The organism is Paenibacillus sp. 2TAB19, assembly GCF_052115185.1.
Lineage (GTDB): Bacteria > Bacillota > Bacilli > Paenibacillales > Paenibacillaceae > Pristimantibacillus.
In genome coordinates this window covers 58,394-77,152 of record NZ_JBFRGE010000028.1, presented here as the reverse complement: position 1 = coordinate 77,152, position 18,759 = coordinate 58,394, and the positions used below count along the sequence as shown (strand labels likewise).

At 49.1% G+C, this 18,759-nt stretch carries 14 protein-coding genes; 1 reads left to right on the top strand and 13 read right to left on the bottom strand.

Going from position 1 to position 18,759, the window contains the following annotated elements:
- The 3 genes from AB4Z33_RS14915 to AB4Z33_RS14905 form a co-directional block, all read right to left on the bottom strand.
- The coding region (locus AB4Z33_RS14915; RefSeq protein ID WP_442050652.1) for a Ger(x)C family spore germination protein at window positions 1-819 on the bottom strand (819 nt) is incomplete at its 3' end.
- A complete protein-coding gene (locus AB4Z33_RS14910) occupies window positions 812-1,915 on the bottom strand; it encodes a GerAB/ArcD/ProY family transporter (protein WP_442050657.1) in 1,104 nt (367 codons plus the stop codon). The genes AB4Z33_RS14915 and AB4Z33_RS14910, both read right to left, overlap by 8 nt.
- A gap of 23 nt (window positions 1,916-1,938) precedes the next feature.
- Window positions 1,939-3,582 carry a spore germination protein gene (locus AB4Z33_RS14905; RefSeq protein ID WP_442050656.1) on the bottom strand — a complete coding sequence of 548 codons (1,644 nt, stop codon included), beginning with the start codon at window positions 3,580-3,582 and terminating at the stop codon, window positions 1,939-1,941.
- 367 nt (window positions 3,583-3,949) lie between these two features.
- Between AB4Z33_RS14905 and AB4Z33_RS14900 the strand changes: the two genes are divergently transcribed.
- Window positions 3,950-4,972, top strand: coding sequence for a ketoacyl-ACP synthase III (locus AB4Z33_RS14900; protein ID WP_442050651.1), 1,023 nt, complete (start codon window positions 3,950-3,952; stop codon window positions 4,970-4,972).
- Between the two features lie 5 nt (window positions 4,973-4,977).
- On the opposite strand, the gene AB4Z33_RS14895 is transcribed toward AB4Z33_RS14900, so the two are convergent.
- From AB4Z33_RS14895 to ytvI, 10 genes are all read right to left on the bottom strand, one after another.
- Window positions 4,978-5,241: a hypothetical protein gene (locus AB4Z33_RS14895; RefSeq protein ID WP_442050650.1), complete on the bottom strand. Its 264-nt coding sequence runs from the start codon at window positions 5,239-5,241 to the stop codon at window positions 4,978-4,980.
- The gene (locus AB4Z33_RS14890) at window positions 5,228-5,611 is read right to left on the bottom strand and encodes a hypothetical protein (RefSeq protein WP_442050649.1); all 384 of its coding nucleotides are present in this window, start codon (window positions 5,609-5,611) and stop codon (window positions 5,228-5,230) included. Before AB4Z33_RS14890 ends, AB4Z33_RS14895 begins: the two co-directional genes overlap by 14 nt.
- Complete coding sequence (locus tag AB4Z33_RS14885; RefSeq protein ID WP_442050648.1) at window positions 5,608-5,952, bottom strand: restriction endonuclease subunit S; 345 nt, start codon at window positions 5,950-5,952, stop codon at window positions 5,608-5,610. The genes AB4Z33_RS14890 and AB4Z33_RS14885 overlap by 4 nt, the downstream gene beginning before the upstream one ends.
- A gap of 22 nt (window positions 5,953-5,974) precedes the next feature.
- A complete protein-coding gene (locus AB4Z33_RS14880; RefSeq protein WP_442050647.1) occupies window positions 5,975-6,265 on the bottom strand; it encodes a nucleoside-diphosphate sugar epimerase in 291 nt (96 codons plus the stop codon).
- 105 nt (window positions 6,266-6,370) lie between these two features.
- Entirely contained in the window at window positions 6,371-7,720 is a 1,350-nt protein-coding gene (locus AB4Z33_RS14875; RefSeq protein ID WP_442050646.1) for a glycosyltransferase family 2 protein, read from the bottom strand.
- Between the two features lie 170 nt (window positions 7,721-7,890).
- Window positions 7,891-13,905 carry a WIAG-tail domain gene (locus tag AB4Z33_RS14870; protein WP_442050645.1) on the bottom strand — a complete coding sequence of 2,005 codons (6,015 nt, stop codon included), beginning with the start codon at window positions 13,903-13,905 and terminating at the stop codon, window positions 7,891-7,893.
- Between the two features lie 176 nt (window positions 13,906-14,081).
- On the bottom strand, window positions 14,082-15,113 hold the full coding sequence (locus AB4Z33_RS14865) for a FecCD family ABC transporter permease (protein ID WP_442050644.1): 1,032 nt from the start codon (window positions 15,111-15,113) through the stop codon (window positions 14,082-14,084).
- 2 nt (window positions 15,114-15,115) lie between these two features.
- Window positions 15,116-16,156, bottom strand: coding sequence for a FecCD family ABC transporter permease (locus AB4Z33_RS14860; protein ID WP_442050643.1), 1,041 nt, complete (start codon window positions 16,154-16,156; stop codon window positions 15,116-15,118).
- Window positions 16,157-16,362: 206 nt separating this feature from the next.
- Window positions 16,363-17,526 (bottom strand): glycosyltransferase family 4 protein, encoded by a 1,164-nt coding sequence (locus tag AB4Z33_RS14855; RefSeq protein ID WP_442050642.1) that lies wholly within the window; start codon window positions 17,524-17,526, stop codon window positions 16,363-16,365.
- Between the two features lie 113 nt (window positions 17,527-17,639).
- On the bottom strand, window positions 17,640-18,671 hold the full coding sequence (gene ytvI, locus AB4Z33_RS14850) for a sporulation integral membrane protein YtvI (RefSeq protein WP_442050641.1): 1,032 nt from the start codon (window positions 18,669-18,671) through the stop codon (window positions 17,640-17,642).
- Window positions 18,672-18,759 lie beyond the last annotated feature (88 nt).

Here is an 18,759-nt window from a genome sequence, read left to right as displayed (position 1 = left end):
ATAGGAAATAGTCTCATTTCTCCAATCATAACTTTTGAGCACTCCTCCTTGTCCGGTACCTTGAATCCAAGATAAACTTTCAACATTTTCCTGATTCAAGTCGCCAATCCACTTGCTTATATCCCCTTTAATGATACCAGCACCCGAGAATTCAATTTCTCCATTCGAAGTGGCGATCATTTGTAATAAAAAGCTTTGTTTGGAATGAATCAATCCATCTAGCTGGGTTAAATTGACCTCCTTCATTACCTTATTGGTTCTGTAACTGTTTTTGATCATGGAGTTAATTCGAAAAGCAGGAACTTCTTCCGGTTGATCACTAAGAAACGTATCAGAAGCTTTTCCCTTACTAAAAAAAACCCTGCAGCTTGGGCGTATATCATTATCACGAAGCACAAAATCCATGAGTTGATCCATATTTTGCTGTCGCGCTAATTGGGTTGAAACGACAATCACTTTAAGATGATGACCTATGACCGGACGATCGCGTCGTGTGGAGTATTGGCGCATAATTTCGAAGACAGAATCCCCCGTTAATCTCAAATTAGAAAATTTAACCATCTGTTTTTCTTTTGACTTTTCTTGTCTTTCAAACGATTTTATCGGAACAATCTGAATCGTGGCTGTAACCAGATTTTTTTTAGGATACTTTGCAGCCTGACTTTCCAAATCCCGTTCAATTTTATCACGTACACCTACATCCAAAGCAAGACCTGCATATACACTTAAATCTTCAATTTCTTTGCTGCTCCAACAACCTGGTGTTACAACAATAGAGCATAAGAGCATTGCAACTAGGATGCTTTTATGTTTATACATGATGTTTCAACACCTTCTTTCTAAAGATTAAAATGAAAGAAAGGAGCACTGGTACAAGAAAAAACAGCACAATCCCCAAATTGCCTATAGTATCACCTAACTTGAAAACTTCATTTATTCGTTCAGGGAGCAGTGCAGTGATAAAAATGGCTGGTATTAATCCAAATATCACCGGATGTATTCTAACGTTGAATACTTGAGAAATGCCTAAAGATGCATTGTAATAAAAACTGGTGAAGTTGCAAAAAAGTTGCATCATCCAGATGACCAAAAACGGGAATTCGAAACGTTCAAAAATTAATCCCGAGATTTCAAAACTTCGTAGTAGATCGATTGTAGGCCAAGTGCTGTTCATAACCGAATCTAATGACATACCTCCAATAACGACAACTACCGTCATCAGGTATAGCACAATGGGAATGCCAATCCCAACAAAAGTGGCTTTTAACGCTCGCTCGGGATGCTGCATGTGTGCAACAAGGGTCATGACTACTTCACAACCAGTAAATATAAGTACAGTTGACTTCAAGCCCTTAAATACCGGTAATAAGCCTTCACTTAAAACAGGACGCAAATTATCTATATCAAACAATCGAATACTCAAGAAATAAGAAAGCACTAGGATTAGGATGCTAATGGGAAAAATAATCTGAAATACTCTTGCAATGGAATTGATCCCACCAAAGCTAATATAGGCACCTACCCAAATGAAGGGAATTATAATGGCCCATATAGGCGTTCCTTCCAGCAAGTAATACAACGTGACCTCTGCAAATACCCTTACCTCGAAACCCGCAATTACAATGAAATAAATAATTAAGCATAGACTTAACATACCTCCAGGTACAGTGCCTACAATTCGTTTAGCAAATTGATACACCGTAATGTTATGAAATTGCTGACTTAACTTAACCATGATCAGTGTTACTAGAATGACGATAATACCACCTAGTATCACAGATAGCCATACATCTGGTGTTTGAGCTGATTCGATTACAATTCGGGGTAAAGTCAAGATACCCGCTCCGAGTACAGAGTCTGTTATAAATATCGATGTTTGTGTTGTGGTGATTTTGTCATCCGAGCGTGTAAACAGGATTACCCCTCCTCTCTAAGTAGCTATGATATTCTCTTCTTGTCTTTAGTCTTTAACATGGTCGGGCGGTTTTTCATGAAGGCTAGTGGGGAACGCATAAATAAATCCTTCCAGTCATTGAAACGAAACGGTGAGATTGGTGTAACATAAGGAACGCCAAAGCTTTTCAGCTTGCTTAAATGGCCGCATATTAACAAAAAGAACAAAATGGTTCCGAACATCCCTAATACTGCCGCACAGAGCATGCCAGCGAAACGTAAAATTCGCAATGTGATTCCTGCGCTGTATACGGGTATTGAGAAAGATGATATAGCAGTCACAGCAACGACTATCACCAAAAAGGGGCTGACAATTCCAGCCTGTACTGCAGCCTCACCGATGATTAAACCTCCAACTATGCCCATTGCGGGTCCAATAGGCTTGGGCAATCGAATTCCCGCCTCGCGTAATATTTCTATCGATACTTCCAGAATCATTACTTCTATCAGTGAAGGAAAGGGAACCCCTTGCCTTGTTTCAATAATTGTGACAGCTAGCTCCGTCGGGATTAAGCCCGGATGAAAGGAAATGAATGAAATGTATAATGCTGGTGCCATAAGCGCTAGGAAAGCTGCAAAAAATCTTAACATCCTCAAAAAAGTCCCAGGTAGCCAACGATCRTAATAATCCTCCGGCGACTGCAGCAGCATGCTGAACGTTACCGGAACAATTAGAGCGAATGGAGTGCCGTCCAATAAAATAGCTATTCTGCCTTCTAATAAACTGTTAATAACACGGTCAGGGCGCTCTGTATTTTGTGCTTGCTGAAACGGGCTTAAGTAGTCATCTTCTATGAGCTGTTCCACATAACCAGATTCAGCAATGAAATCCATTTTGATTTTTTCTATTCGATTTCTCACTTCCTGAAGCAGGTCAGGATTAACAATGTCTTTCATGTAAGCAATAACYAGTTTCCTTTTAATTCGAGCTCCTACCTCATACATATTTATTTCTAAACCTTCATTGTAGCCTTGTCTTCGCAACATCGATGTATTCTCGCTTAATACTTCGGTAAAACCGATACGAGGGCCACGAAGCAAAGCTTCTGAGCTTGGTTCATTAATTGCCCTGGACTTCATACTTGTCGAGTGAATAAGAATTGCATTAGGCATACCTTCAATAAGCAAAGCTGTAAACCCCATCAAAACGGATTGACTTAACTCATGAATCTCTACAGCTTCATAAGCCTCGCAAACAGGCAGCACCTCTTCGATAAGATAATCCGAAATCTCCGTCAGATTTATACCTGTTATTCCCTTCACCGTATCTGACATTAAAATCTTCATTACATGCTCACTGATCACTTCTTCATTCTGCATCCCATCTACATAAATGAGGATGGCTCGGGCATGAAGCCTAGCGATTTGTAATTCACGAAAATGTACATCACTGTTACAACTAATGACTTGTTTGATTGCCTTCACATTTTCTTCATAATCGACAGACAGCCTTGAATTAACAGCAAGGTGGTCGCCGTTTTTTTCTATTTGGTTATACGTGTCCTTTTTTGAAACTAACGATTTCAAATATTTGTTTACATAATAAATGCCAATGGCAATCAACATACTTATGAGAGCCTGTACACACATTTTCCAGTCAGGAAGATGTGATACTATGACAGACCACATGATGCTCATTCCTTTCCAAAACACCTTGAACTTAATTTGTCCCTTTATTTTCTTTTAATCCGTATTTTCTCATTCTCTCTTTTCTTTGATTGAAGATCCATATCCCAGGCGAATACCGCGTGTGGCTTCTGATCAAACATTACAATAGCAAATCTGCATACTTATAACTCCCTGTAAGTGTATTACTGGTGCCTGCTCTCGGACCTGGAGTTATCCGCGGGCGAACATACATTATCCATACTCGGGCGAAAGTCGCAGCTTAGGATCGACCGCATCAATTTGACTTGACGTTGACAAAATCTCATCGGTAATATAAATTAGTATCAAGTATTAGTACCTGATACTAAATCGAAAGAAGGGTTAAGCTATGAGCAACGCTGCTGCGAATCATGCTCCGAATCAGATTCAGTCCAATGCCGCCATAACGGCCATTGGCTCTTATGTGCCAGAACGCAGAATGACGAAYAGTGATTTGGAGAAATTGGTGGATACGAATGATGAATGGATTGTTCGGCGTACGGGTATCCATGAGCGTCGGATAGCGGCCGAACATGAATTCACGAGCGACTTATGTATTGCTGCCATTCAAGATATGATTGACCGGTACGCTGTAAGTGTTGATGATGTAGACTACATTATTGTGGCGACCACGACACCTAATGCCGTCGTTCCCGGAGTCGCTTCGCTTGTCCAAACGAGGTTCGGTATCGTCAGCTGCGGCGCGGTGGACGTGCAAGCGGCTTGCGCAGGCTTCGCCTCGTCGATTCAACTTGCTAACGGCCTMATCCTATCCGGGATGTGCCGCAAAATATTGGTTATCGGCGGAGAAACATTGTCTAAAGTAACGGATTACACAGACAGAGCGACGTGCATTCTGTTCGGCGATGGTGCTGGCGCTATTCTTATGGAGAAGGATACCGCGGGGAGCGGTGGCGTTACCGCCATGTATTCCACTACAGACGGCTCGCTCGGGCATCAGGTCTATTTAAGCGGACTAGCACCTTCGATTGGCGAGCATCCGCTCCAGCAGAACGGCCGGTTGGTGCAGAACGGTCAAGAAGTTTACAAGTGGGCGATTACTCAAGTGTCGGAAGGCATTACGAACATGCTTACCCAATATGGCATTCAGCCAGACGACATCGACTGGTTCGTGCCGCATAGCGCAAATATGCGAATTGTAGATGCAATCTGTGAAAGAACTGGCATCGCTAAGGAGCGAGCGCTTACGAGCATGGGCGATTACGGCAATACATCAGCCGCTTCGATCCCTCTTGCGCTCGATAGAGCTGTACGAGTAGGCCTTGTTAAACCAGGCCAACTCGTGCTGCTGTATGGATTCGGTGGAGGACTAACGCAGGCGGGCGTACTTATTCGCTGGTCCATGCAGTAGGTTCGCTACTGCTTCTCATCATAAGCCTTCAAATGACCGTCCTCGAAGCCTTTCGCGAAGCCGGAATTGTATCCTTCATTATAGAAGTGCTTTTGGCTCGTTAACTCCTTGTCATCGCTAGATAGACGCTTCCGTATCACCGTAGTGCGGCGTAGAAGCGTCTTTTTTCGTTGGCTGCCCTTCATTCCGTAGCCGGTCCGCTTAACTGAGGAGGACGGGCTCGACGTTTTTCTGCCAGTGCCAGCAGCTTTGCGTTTATTTCTTATCATGACGGCTGCCTGCCTTCCTTGGAGAGCTGCCTGTCTTCGCTCCACGGCGGCTAGCAGGGTGCGGAGACCAAAGCGTCTTCCTCCGGTTCATCTCTGATTCCGTTAACTTCCCGGTCTTGCCGGAGTGGCTATTACCGGTATTGCGGCTTTTTCCCCGATTGCTTTGCTCTGTCCTTAATATTGCTTCTGCCATAGCTCTTTGCATATCGGTCAGCATACGAATATTATCCCGAAGCAGCTTGGCTGTTTCGGGTGATTGCTCGGCAACGTTCGCTATGCTATCCAAAATTCGCGCCAAGGCATGCTGGCTTTTTGCAATCGAACTAATGAGAGACGCTCTGGCCGCTTGTTCCGTCAATAATGTACTCATCTTCTTCTATCCCCGAACGCTGGATTGTTCCCGAAGCCGCCCTCCATACCCGCGAAGCCTTCGCTTGCCTCTTCTTTATCGAGGACTGCCTTCAGGATGGAAACCATACTCTGATTTACCTTCGTAATCCCTTCGATCGTCTCCAGCACCATCTCATGATATTGGACAGACTGATTCAGTTGCGACTGCTGGCTGTCAAAGATGCGGCTCTCGACATGATTCAAGACCCAAGCTTGCTGCTTCTCCGCTTCAGTCGCCTTAGCCTGGAGGATGAAGGCAATGCTCCACTGCATGCTGGCTGCTGAGCTAACCATTTTCAAATAGGCTTCTTCACGATTCATATAGTCGCCCCACCCCCGCTAATCATTCTTCTTCAGCTACCTTAAGCTCTCGAATAATGATTGATAAATGTGAAGCAATCGTTTCTTGCAAATCCGCAATGCTGTTCAAATAAGCGACAAGATTTTGGGATACCGCTAGCGAGTTTTCTACGATTGCCGATACTCCGCCGTCGAAGCTCGGCCTCAGATCTGGAATGACCTGAACGATATCCGACATTCGAACGGCGACATGCTTTTCCGCCTCAAGGATGCGCGCCAGTTCCGCGCTCGACTGGGCCATATGCTCAACCATTTCGTTTATATAATTTTGCACAAAAGGTCACCTCTCTCTAACCACTCACTTTGCTTACATCATATGCGCTGATCCCGGCAGTGCCACAACCTCTCTTTGCTTTCCAGCCGGAGAACCTTCTATAGGCTACAGCGCTTGCCGGAGCGAGCAAGGAGCGATAATAGGCAAGCCAGACGGCAGCTCCTCTAATTGTTGTTCCGATAGATTGGCAATCGGATATAGATGCATGAGCCAAGCCTGCTCGGCAACAGGACCCGCTACCTCTCGTTTATTGCCATTTTCTAAATAATAGAGTATCCCTTCACTGCTGCGTTTGACCGATCCGTGCAAAGCCGCCCCCGGCACAATATTAAGGCGTTTTGCCGCCTCTTCTGCCGTTATTGCTTCACCTGACTGCCATCGTCGAACATCGAGCTGCGACAGCTGCACAGCGTCCCGCTCCCACTCTCCCATAATCAGCCGTTTCTTCTGATCCTCGATCCAGTAGATCCGATTGCCGGTTCCTTTGACTACGGCCTGCAAAGGGTAATAAGCAGCCTCTCCGAGGTTCGTCGTCCACCCAAGTTCTTCTCGATAGCGCATTATTTGATTTGGATTCAACCATTTGTCCATAAAATAAAGCATCGACGACGTGCTCGCCTCGCTCGTCACTTCATAGTGCTCTACTAGCTCTGTCAGATCAGAATAGATAGGCGCGAAATGTACATAGGCCTCTTCCGTATACAAGAGCGTGTATCCTTGCAGCCTCACTCGCAGACTATAATCCTCTTCGCAGAATGCTTCATGCTCAAGCGCCTCATCCAGGTAACCTGTTTTCTCCAGCAGCTCGCGTCTAAACAGCAGACATTCCTTGGACAGCCGCTCTGTCCGCTTCCTAGTACCAGCATCTATGACATTGTTGATTCTTGCTTGCTCATGCATATCTTCCAACTTCTCGCAGCGCAGAACCTTATGCTGATTGCCTTGCCAGCCATTAGACACAGGACCGACCATTCCGATCGAGCTGTCGCTATTCAAACAATTCAACATATTTTCCAGCCAATATTCGGTTGCAATGATCCGATTGCTAAGCAGCAGCATTGTCGTTCCCTTCGCCATCATCAGTCCCCGATTGGCAGACATCACAAAACCAGCGTCGTTGCCAAGAAGACAATACCTCACTTGGCCATCCAACCCTTTCAAGTATTGTTGCGTGTGATCGGTAGAACCGCTATCAATAACGATTACTTCATAGGGCAATTCCGTATGCTCCATAATACTGTCGATACACCGCTTCAAATATTCAGCTTCATTGCGACAGGTAATGATAATACTCGTTCCTTCAAAATAGTTTCCGTAGCTGTCATAGCCCGCTTTCAAGCCTTCTTTATAGCCGTTAGCCAAGCCCAGCCTGTACTTTTCTTTCGGTGAAGCGACCGACCCTCTTGCATCAGGGCGGCGCTTAGGACGACGGGACTGATCTTTCTTGCGCCTCATCGGCACTCTCTCCAATTCGTCAAGTTATGATAGGGGTAACACGTTATTGTATGTACGGGGAAGCGCTCTGCAACGGCATTTGTACAACTACCTGTTCGCCCTTTCCTTCTCGCAATAGAAATAGAGACGATGCAGGTAGACCTGCACCGTCTCTTCTCATTCATTTACGATTATTTCCCAATCGCTATCCAGTTGATATTGCCTTTCAGTACTCGGCTGAATCGTGTACGAACGATCGTAATCATCGCTTGCTCTTCGGTCTTTGCTTGGATAATCGCATAACAAGCCGTATTATCCGTTGACGCAACAATCACATAATTGTCGCCTGCGAAAGGCTCATCGAACGTAATCGTGACTTCAATCTGCTCTTCTTGCATCGAGAAGCTGTAAGGCTCAAGACCGAATTGCTGCTTCGTTATGCCCGTGCTGCACGGCGCTACAATCGGCGTGAAGCTGAGTTCGGAAAGTCCGACCGAACCGGCCTGCAGGTGCTGGCTTGTGATGGAATGATCGGCGATATCCTCGGGCTTCAGAGCTGATGTTCGACTGCCGCTTTCCAAGAAAAGTCCTGGGGCAAGCTTATCGGCTGTTATGCTGCCTGGAGCCAGATGTTCCGTTCCGACGCTCTCGGCTGCCAGCTTCTCGAACGTAACGCTACCGTCCGCCAACTGCTCGGTGTCCACGCTGCCGCGCGCAATCTTATCCGTCGTTACGCTGGCGTACAGCAATTGCCCTGTTCCGACGCTGCCAAGTGCAAGCTTCTTCAGCGTCACACCGCCGTTCGCAATCTGCTCGGCGCCTACGCTTCCGGGCGCCAGCTTCTCCGACGTCACGCTGGCTATATACAAGTGCTGCGTCCCAATACTGCCGTTGGCAAGCTTGCTCGTCGTTACACTGCCGCTCGCAAGCTGCTCCGATTCAATAGTTCCCTTAGCGATATGCACAGAGCCAATGATGCCGCCCGCCGCGATATGCTCGGCTCCTACGCTTCGTTGCGCCAGCTTGCTAGTCGTCACGCTCCCATTTGCCAGCTGCTCCGATCCAATACTACCGCTTGCGATATGCACCGTTCCGATAATGCTGCCTTCTGCGATGTGCTCGGCTTCTACACTGCCGTGCGCCAGCTTACTCGTCGTCACACTGCCGCCCGCGAGCTGCTCAGAGCCGATGCTTCCAGGAGCAAGCTTCTCCGTCGTGACGCTGTGATGAGTTAATTGCTCTGTTCCGACGCTGCCGGAAGCCAGCTTCTCTATCGTGACACTGCCATCGCTTAGTTGTTCCGTTCCGACACTGCCGCCCGCGAGCTGCTCTGCTCCAACGCTGCTTGCCGCAAGCTTCTCCGTCGTAACGCTGTAATTAATTAATTGTTCTCGCCCTACGCTGCCAAACGCCAGTTTCTCGTTCGTCACGCTGCTCTCGCTTAATTGATCCGTACCAACGCTGCTGCTTGCGAGCTGCTCCGATCCAATGCTGCCTGGCACGATATGCTCGGTTCCAATGATGCTGCCTTGGGCGATATGCTCCGTTTCGACACTTCCGGATGCTAGCTTGCTCGCCGTCACAATCCCGCTTGCCAGTTGGTCCTCGCCTATACTGCCGGCGACGATATGCTCCGTTCCAATGATGCTGTCGGGTACGATATGCTCCGATCCGATGATGCTGTATGCCAGCTTGCTCGTCGTCACACTGAATTTGGCAAGCTGATCCGAATCAATGGTGCCAGCGACGATATGCTTTGTTCCAACGATACTTTCCGGTACGATATGCTCCGAGCCGATACTGCCGTATGCCAGCTTGCTCATTGTCACACTGTTATCCGAGAGCTGATCCTCGCCAATGCTGCCGGCAACGATATGCTCCGTTCCAAAGATGCTGTCTGGCGCGATGTGCTCCGTTCCCACGCTGCTGTATGCCAGCTTGCTCGCCGTCACGCTTCCGCTGGCAAGCTGCTCCGCTCCGATGCTTCCAGCTGTGATATGGTCCGCCCCGATGATGCTGCCTTGGACGATATGCTCCGTTCCCACAATTCCGGATGCCAGCTTGCTCGCTGTCACGCTTCCGCTGGCAAGCTGCTCCGCTCCGATACTTCCGGTCGCGATATGCTCCGCCCCGATGATGCTGTAAGGTACCAAATGCTCCGTTCCCACGCTGCCGTATGCCAGCTTACTGGATACAATGCTGCCCGCTAGGAGCTGTTCTGGCCCTACGCTGCCTGCTGCCATCTTCTCCATCGTCACGCTGCGGTTCGCTAATTGCTCCGTTTCGACGCTAGCAATCGACAGCTTCTCATTCGTTACACTGCCTTCGCCTAATTGATCCGTTCCGACACTGCCAGAGGCAAGTTTGTTCGTTGTCACGCTGCCGTATGCAAGCTTATCGCTTCCGATAGTGCCATTCAAAATATGCTCGGCTCTTACGCTTTCGGAGGCAAGTATGCTCGAATCAACGCTGCCTGCCAGCAATTGCTCCGTCCCGACGCTATCTGCAGCAAGCTTATTCAACGTCACGCTGCCTTCAGCCAGTTGGGCCGTTCCGACACTGCCTAGCGCCAGCTTCCCTGCCGTCACGCCGCCTTCGGCCAATTGTTCCGATCCAATGCTGCTGCGGGCAACTTTATTTGACGTTACGCTGCCATTAGCAAGATGTTCCTCTCGAACGCTGGACAAAGCGATTTTCTCCAATGTGACGCTGCCGTTCAACAGTTGCTCCGTTCCGACGCTGCCGGTCGCCAACTTCTCCTGCGTCACGCCGCCGTTCGCAAGCTGCACCTCGCCAACACTGCCCGCTGCCAGCTTCTCTGCCGTTACACTGCCTTCGCTCAATTGCTCCGTTCCGACGCTGCCAAGCGACAGCTTCTCCTGCGTTACGCCGCCGCTCGCTAGCTGCTTCTCGCCTACACTTCCCGCTGCCAGCTTCTCGGCTGTCACACAGCCTTCGTTTAATTGCTCTGTTCCGACGCTGCCGCTAGCGAGCTTGCTTCTTGTCACGCTTTCGCTTGCAAGCTGCTCCGTTCTAATGCTGCCTGCGGCGATATGCTCAGCCTGAATACTGCCATAAGCAAGCTTGCTCGATACAATGCTGCCTGCCAGCAGCTGCTCGGATCCGACACTTCCGGGCGACAGAATATGCGCGGTCACGCTTCCTGCCGCTAATTGTTCCTCTCCGACGCTACCTGGAGCAAGCTTCTCTCTCGTTACACCGTTATCCGCTAATTGTTCCGTTCCGACTGCTTGCGATTTAATATGACCGCCGAGAACAGCTTCATTTGCGAGCTTCGTGCTTATAACAGAACCTGCCATGAGCTGTGCGCTGCCGATGCTGTCAATCCCAAGCTGCCTCGATCCAATCGAACCTATCTTAATCTTGCTGCCTGGAATGATATCGTCAGCCATCTTGTCGAAGGCGAGCACATCTCCGGCTAGATGAGCGTTTGTAATCGTTCCTTTGCGAATATGATAGCCTTGCAGCGTATCAGCCTTCAGATGTTTGCCGGCCAGCGTCTCGAGCTGCACATGCTCACCGGCAATTGCGCCGTGGGCCAGCTTCACGCTGACGATTGCCCCATCTTGAATGGCATCGGCGCCTACGCTTCCGAGCGCCAAATGCTCGGCTTCAACAGCCTGCGCTCGAAGATGCTCAGGGCCAACGGATAATTTCGTTAGATGCTCGTAAGCGACTACGTTTAGTCCGAGGTGCTCCGCAGCGATTGCGCCCTTTTGCACCGTTTCCGCTCCGACCGAGCGCGCCATCAAATGGGCTTCCCCAACACTGCCAGCCGCCAGCTTCGACGTCGTTACCGAACCATCGGTCATATGAAAGCCATGAACGCTGTTCTCGCCTAAGTGGATGCCGAGTACCGATTGGCCTGCCAAATGCCGGCTGGCTACCGCTTCTTCCACGATATGCGCGCTGTGAACGGCGCCTTGCGCCAACTTCGACTTCGTAACGACACCGTCCTGCAGCGCCTCTGCCGAGATCGACTTGATTGACAAATGCTCCGCAGCAATCGAGCGGTGTTGCAGATGGCTGGCGTGAATCGTTCCGTGTTGAATATGCTTTCCTTCCACCGAGTTGTCAGCGAAATGTTCGGGCAACAATGTCCCGGGCGCGATCTTGGAATGTGTTACACTCCCGTCCGCAAGCTTAGCTCCCGTTACGCTAAGGTCAGCTAACTTATCGGACGTTACCGCTTCCGGCGATAGCTTAAGCGAGTTCACAATATGGTCGGCCAAGTGATGCGAGAGTACGACGCCTGGCCCTATATAACGCTCCGTTATCGCTCCGAACGCAAGCTTGCCGCTTGTAACGGAGCCGTCCTGCAGCTTATCCGTTGTTATGACGTTGTCTGCCAGATGGGGGACGTCAACAACGCCTGGCTTCAAATGGCTTCCATTCACAGAACCCGGCGCTATCGCTTCCTCGGTTACAGCCTGCTTCGATAGATGGAAAGCTCTTAGAGAGCCAGGGGCTATCTTCTGGAATGTTACTGAATCATCGTTCAGATGCTTCGTCTCTACAGCATCGGCGGCAAGCTTGGCGGAAGTTACTGCATGGTCCAACAGCTTTCCTGTCGTTACGGAGGCGTCGATGAGTTGACCCGTCCCTACGGCAGCTGTATCGATATGCCCGAAGCGGACTGATTTGGCTGCAAGCTTCTCATCATTAATGATGCCGTTCTGCAGATGATTTCTCGCAATCGCCTGTGCGGAAACCTGCTTGGAAGAAACGGAATCGGCAGCGAGATGGGATTGCAACACCTGCGATTCGGCAATTTTGTCAGACGTAACACTGAAGCGCCCGAGATGGCGATTGAGTACAGCTTCATTAGACAGCTTCTGAGCGTTGACGCTTTGATCAGACAGCTTCGATAAGGTGATTGATTGATCGACGATCTTCATTGTCGTTACCGATTGATCGGATAGCTTGGTAGTCGTTACCGATTGATCGGATAGATGCTCGCTCATAATTTGGCCAATCCCGATATGAGCACTTGTTACGCCGCCCGCTTGCAGATGGGTTGGACCGACAGCCGACTCGGCGATTTGCCCCGAATTGACAGCGCCGGTTTGAAGCTCTCTGGAGCCAATCGTCCCTATGGCAATGTGCTGCGATTGAATAGAGGCTTCAAGGATATGGCGACCTTCAATCATACCATCGGACAAATGCTCGGATTGTATGCTGCCATGCTTCACATGAGCTGAACTAACTGCTTGCTCAGCGATCTTATCTTCTGTTACGGAGCCATCGCGAAGCTTTGAGCTTGTAATCGCCCCTTCAGCAAGTTTGGAATTATTAATCGCTTCATTGGCAATGTTCTCTGCTTGAATGGAGCCGCTCGCGATCTTATCCGCCGTAACGGATTGATCGCCTAGCAGCTCGGTCGTAATAATAAGCTCTTTCAGATGCTTCGCTTCGATGGAATGATCGGCGAGCTTATAAGCGCTTATCGTGCGATCGGCAAGCTTCTCAGAGCTGATGCTGCCGTCCTGCAGCTTGCTGCCGTCAATGGAATGGTCGAGCAGCTTAGCGCCGGAGATGGAGCCGTTAGCTAGATGCGTACCCGTTACCGATTCCGGAGAAAGCTTCGTCGAAGTGACTGAACCATCGGCAATATGAATGTTTTTGATGGCGAAGTCTGCAAGCAGCTCGGAGCCAATGCTGCCTGCTTGAATCTTGGAATTATTAATAGAGCCCGGTGCAATCTTGCTTTCGGTAATCGACAGATCCGCCAAATCATCTGTGTAGATGAATGGCAGCGGACCTTGTGGCCCTTTCTTCTCTTCAATCTTCTCCAGCTTATCTTCATAGCTGATTTCGTTTATTTGATCAATCAACTCTTCCAATTGCTCCAATTGTTCCGATTGCTCGCCTGCTTCCTCGTTAGCGCTTGCTTCAATTCCCGTTATGAGATCAGTCTCGGTAGCAGTTCCTTCTTCTTCTTCTGCTTCAAGCTCCAGTACAGGTGATTCCATAGCAGCTATTTTCACCGCATCCTGATCCTGATCAAGTTCCTGATCCTCGTCCGTGTTCGCAACCGGAACAACTTGCTTGAACGGCGAGGTTCTCTCTGCTTCCTTGCGCCTTCCCGCCTCATCGAGCCACTTTAATTCGGAAGTATTCGGATTATCAACATAAAAAAGCGGCTTTCGCCCCTTCGGGCTCTTCCCTGATCTGCTTTTTGCCATTGCCCTCTCCTTCTTCCACCTGAAATGTCTTAGGTAATATATGCAACTACCCATGGGCTGGCTACACGGCACACGACAAAAAACCGCAGAGACAGATTGTCTCCGCGGTATCGCCGTGAAATATAAGAACAATTTAAGCAGCGAATTTATTCTTTCTTATATTTTAAAAAAGTAATTTATCGCGTTTTGGCCAACAGGTAAAGGAAGTATGGCGCGCCGATAACCGCAACAACTATACCCGTCGGAATATCGGTAGGCTGGAAAGCCCATCTCGCAAGCGTATCTGCTACAATAAGCAGCAATGCTCCGATAAGTGCCGATACCGGTAGCAAATACTGATGCTGCGGTCCTACAAGTCTACGTGCCAAATGCGGCGCGATCAAGCCAACGAAACCGATGCCTCCGCCAACCGCTACACACGCGCCGGCAAGTCCAACAGCAGCAGCAATAAGACCTAATCGCTCTCTGTTCACGCGTGCGCCTAGACCGATTGCTAGCTGGTCGCCAAGATTAAGCGCATTGAGCACCTTCGCCTTAGCGAAGGAATACGGCAGCAAAATAAGGATCCACGGCAGCAGCGCAAGCACGAACTTCCAGTTCGTTCCCCAGATGCTGCCCGCCAGCCATATCGAAACGAATTGATAATCATTCGGGTCAAGTCTGATCGTCAGCACGAGCATCGCTGCGCTAATGCCTGCGGCAACTGCGATTCCGACCAGAATCATCCGAGTCGGCATGAGGCCGTAATGCTTTCTATATGATAGCGAGTATATAAGCAGCGCCGTCGCCCCAGCCCCTACAAGCGCAAGGAATGGCATGAAGAACAAGGGGGCCGCTTCATTGACCGGGTAGAAGCTAATATAGAGAACAACGGCTAGACCCGCTCCGGCGTTAATGCCGAGCAGCCCGGGATCAGAGAGCGGATTACGCGATATGCCTTGAATAATCGCACCCGATACAGCGAAGCCTGCACCGATCAATACCGATATTACAATCCGCGGCAGACGGAAGTCGAACAAAATAAGCTCTTGTTTACTCGTTCCCGAGCCAAACACCGTCTTCAGCACATCAAGCGGCGATAATCGGATATAGCCTGTGTTCATACTAATAATAAAGGAAGAAACAATGAGAATGCCGAGAACGGTCATGACGATGATCGCTCGATTTCTTCTGTTCTTCTCTGTTGCGGTAATATACAATTCGTTCATCGTTATTCCCTCCTCATCTTCGTCACGAGATATAAGAAGTAAGGAACACCGATTAACGCTATGATCGCACCGACTGGCGTCTCCACCGGCGGATTAATCATCCGGGCGCCAATATCGGCAACGACCATAAGCAGACCGCCTAATATCGCCGAGCATGGAATAATGAATCGATAATCGACGCCAACGAGAATTCGCGCGATATGCGGAATGACAAGCCCTACGAAGCCGACTGCTCCAACCACGGATACGGCAGCTCCGGCAAGCAGCAGCACGATAATAATCGATATCGCTTTAACCCAGCCCGTGCGTTGGCCCAGTCCTTGAGCAACCTCGTCGCCCATACTAAGCACTGTAATCTGACGGGAAATCGCGATTGCTCCAAGCAATCCGCCGATAATCCAAGGAGCGATAATTTTGATCTGCACCCACTTCGTGCCTGCAACGCCTCCGGCATACCAGAAAGCCATATCCTGACCAATCCGATAATAGATCGCAATTCCTTCAGTAATGGCAAGCAGCAACGCGCCAACGGCAGCGCCTGCGAGTGTCAGCCTGACCGGCGTCAATCCGCCTTTGGCAATCGATCCGATACCATATACGATACCAAGGGCAACAGCCGCGCCAGCGAAGCACATGAACATAATTTCCAAGTAAGAAAGCCCAGGGATGAACGCAAAGCAAATCGCGAGCATTAAGCCAGCGCCGGCATTAAGACCGACCAAGCTTGAATCAGCTAGCGGATTGCGTGTCATTCCTTGCATGACTGCTCCGGCAACGGCAAACGCAGCACCTACCAGTGCGCCAGCGAGAGCACGCGGCATGCGAAGCTCATTAATAATAAGATGCTGCACGTTTTCCCCATCAAAGCGGAAGATAGAATCCCATACCGTCGATAGATTAATATCGGCGGCGCCAACAGAGATGGACAGTGCCAGCGAGAACAGCAATACGGCTATTCCGCCAAAAAAGATTACGGTGGCCGCCAGCGGCCTCGTGCGCAGCRGTACTGCTTGCTGCTCGTTGGTTTGCGACTTGGAAGACATCTGAAACTACCTCTCTGTATGTAAACTTTTGTACTGCTGACAACATAACGATGATCATTATAATCGTTAACAAATGGTATAAACCATATTTTCGGCAAAAAAAAAACGAAAAATCCGATACAGTGATAACGATTCTCGTTTTCAATATATCAGAAATAATCGTTTTTTTCAATGGAAGAATTGGTCGAGCCTTTTCTCGTTATTCGTTAGCGCATTTGTCCCTCCGTCTCAAGAAGCTGCAGCCACCTGTTTGCCGTATGCTGCCAGGTGAACATCTGCTCTACACGCTCCCGGCTTCGCATGCCGTAATCACGGCGGAGCTCATGGTTGCTTAGCAGCAATTGCAGCATCTCGAGCAGTTCCGCTTCAACCCGTGCAGGGTCGACCAAAAAGCCCGTGCTGCCATGMTCAATAATTTCCCTCATGCCGCCTACATTGGTTGCCACAACTGGTACTCCGCATGACATTGCCTCGACATTCACGAGTCCAAAAGCTTCACGCTCGACGGACGGGACGACTGCGACATCCGCAAGCAGATTCCATTCCGCCACCTCCGTGTAGGGGACATAAGGGACGAACCGAACATGCTCGGGGCATAACCGTCCAAGTCTTTCGAGCTCAAGCGCGTACCTCGTCTTGCGGTGAGAGCCGTAGAACGGACTGCCGACGATAACGACCAGCACCTCAGGATTGCTCCGCGCAAGCTGGGGGACGATTCTGAGCAGATGGTGAACTCCCTTAAGCGGAATAAGCCTGCCCATGAAGAGTACAACGCTTCTGTGAGCGACCCCTTCTCTCTGGCGAAGCGCTTCTCGATGGACCATTCCCTCTGGAGAATGCTGGGATAGGAAGCGAGTTGTATCGACTCCGGGATAAATAACTCGCAGCTTAGCTGCTATGTCCGGCACTTTAGTTGCGACAACAACCCGCAAATAATCGCTGTTAACGATTATTCGATCTGCAGCACGCAGGCAGTGACGCAGGCTGCGAGGCGTAATACGCCTTGGACTTATAAACGTGGAGGAATGCAAATATAGCCAGACTCGCTTCCCTGGGTTTGAACGTCTCATTGAGAGCACATATTTAGGACGATTCTCCACATCGATAACATCTGGATTGAATCGCTTAATCGACTTGCCAATGGAACGAAGGTAACGAGTTGTGCTTGTTTTGGAGAAACGCTCGTACACAACGCCATGAAGCTCCCCCTTGCGGGGGAGCCTCTTGGATAGCTTGCCATATATTCGTGGTTCCGCCTGCGGCTGCAGCAGCGGAGCAAACTTCTCTATGACTCGCTCAACGGAGCTGCTCATAGGTGATGGAATAGAGTAAGATCCGGGTGTAACGATCGCTACTTTCATCGATGCCATTGGTACGTCTGCCTCCTGCTCATACGCATGATGCAGTATTATACGCCTTGGGACGAATCGATGACCTATACAAGTGACCTAGAACAAGAAGTATTCTCTAATGCCTATCTGATTCAAAGCTTTAGCTTCGTTTGGAATAAGCCAGCTTTACGCGCCGCCATATAGATGATGATAACAAGCGGGCCTAAGAATACACCGATTACACCAACGAGCTTAAAGCCTACATACAAGCTAATGAGCGCCGACAACGAACCGATGCCGACCGCATCGCCAAGTATTTTTGGTTCTACTATACGGCGGAATACAGTAATGACTAGGAACAGGATGAATAGACCGATCCCCGTATAAAGATCGCCGGTTACCGCCAAGTATGTACCCCAAGGAACGAGAACCGAGCCCGTGCCGAGTATCGGCAAAATATCAACAACAATAATCAAAAGCGCGATTGCAAGCGGGTATTTGATGCCAAGAATAAGCAAGCCAATCAACGATATGACATAAGTCAGGGCACTCAATATAATCTGCGAGCGTAAAAAGCCGAATATCGACTTGCGCAAATTGCCTAACACGTCATCGACTTGTTGTCTTGACTTCTCCTCGAACAACGACAAGACCGAAGCCTTCATCGTATTGAGGCTGAAGCTGAACATGTATACCGCCACCAAAAAGACGATGAAAAAGATGAACATGCCCGGAATGCTGGACGCAAACGAAATGACGGTGTTGGACAAAGAGCCAACCATGCTCGTCAAATTGTCCGTCAGCCCCTTCAACCAGCTTTCGACCTGCGATACGGCGTCAGGAGACAAATGCTGATAGAGCGAGTCTGCTTGATCCATCAGATCCTGTACGATGCCATTCGCATCCTCGAAATAGTTGGGCACTTTTTTGAAAAAAGCGATAATCTCGGCTACAATCTTAACGCCTAGAAGCGCGATCAGCCCGATCAATCCGACCGAGAAGATGGTACTGGATATCGTAGCCGCAACAAGCCGATTCATCCGGAACTTCGTCATAAACAATTGATTAAGCGGCTCTAGGAAAATCGCTACGATTAACGCGAGCAGAAAAGGAGCGCCTACTGTAAATAACAGATACAGCAGCAATAGACCTACTGCTATAAATACGAGCGTTTTTATGGACATATGTTACCTCCTCTCCGATGTCTGAACTTCTATACGGATAGTATACGAGCGGGTTTCAGCTTTTAGCTTTACAATATCGATCGGAATA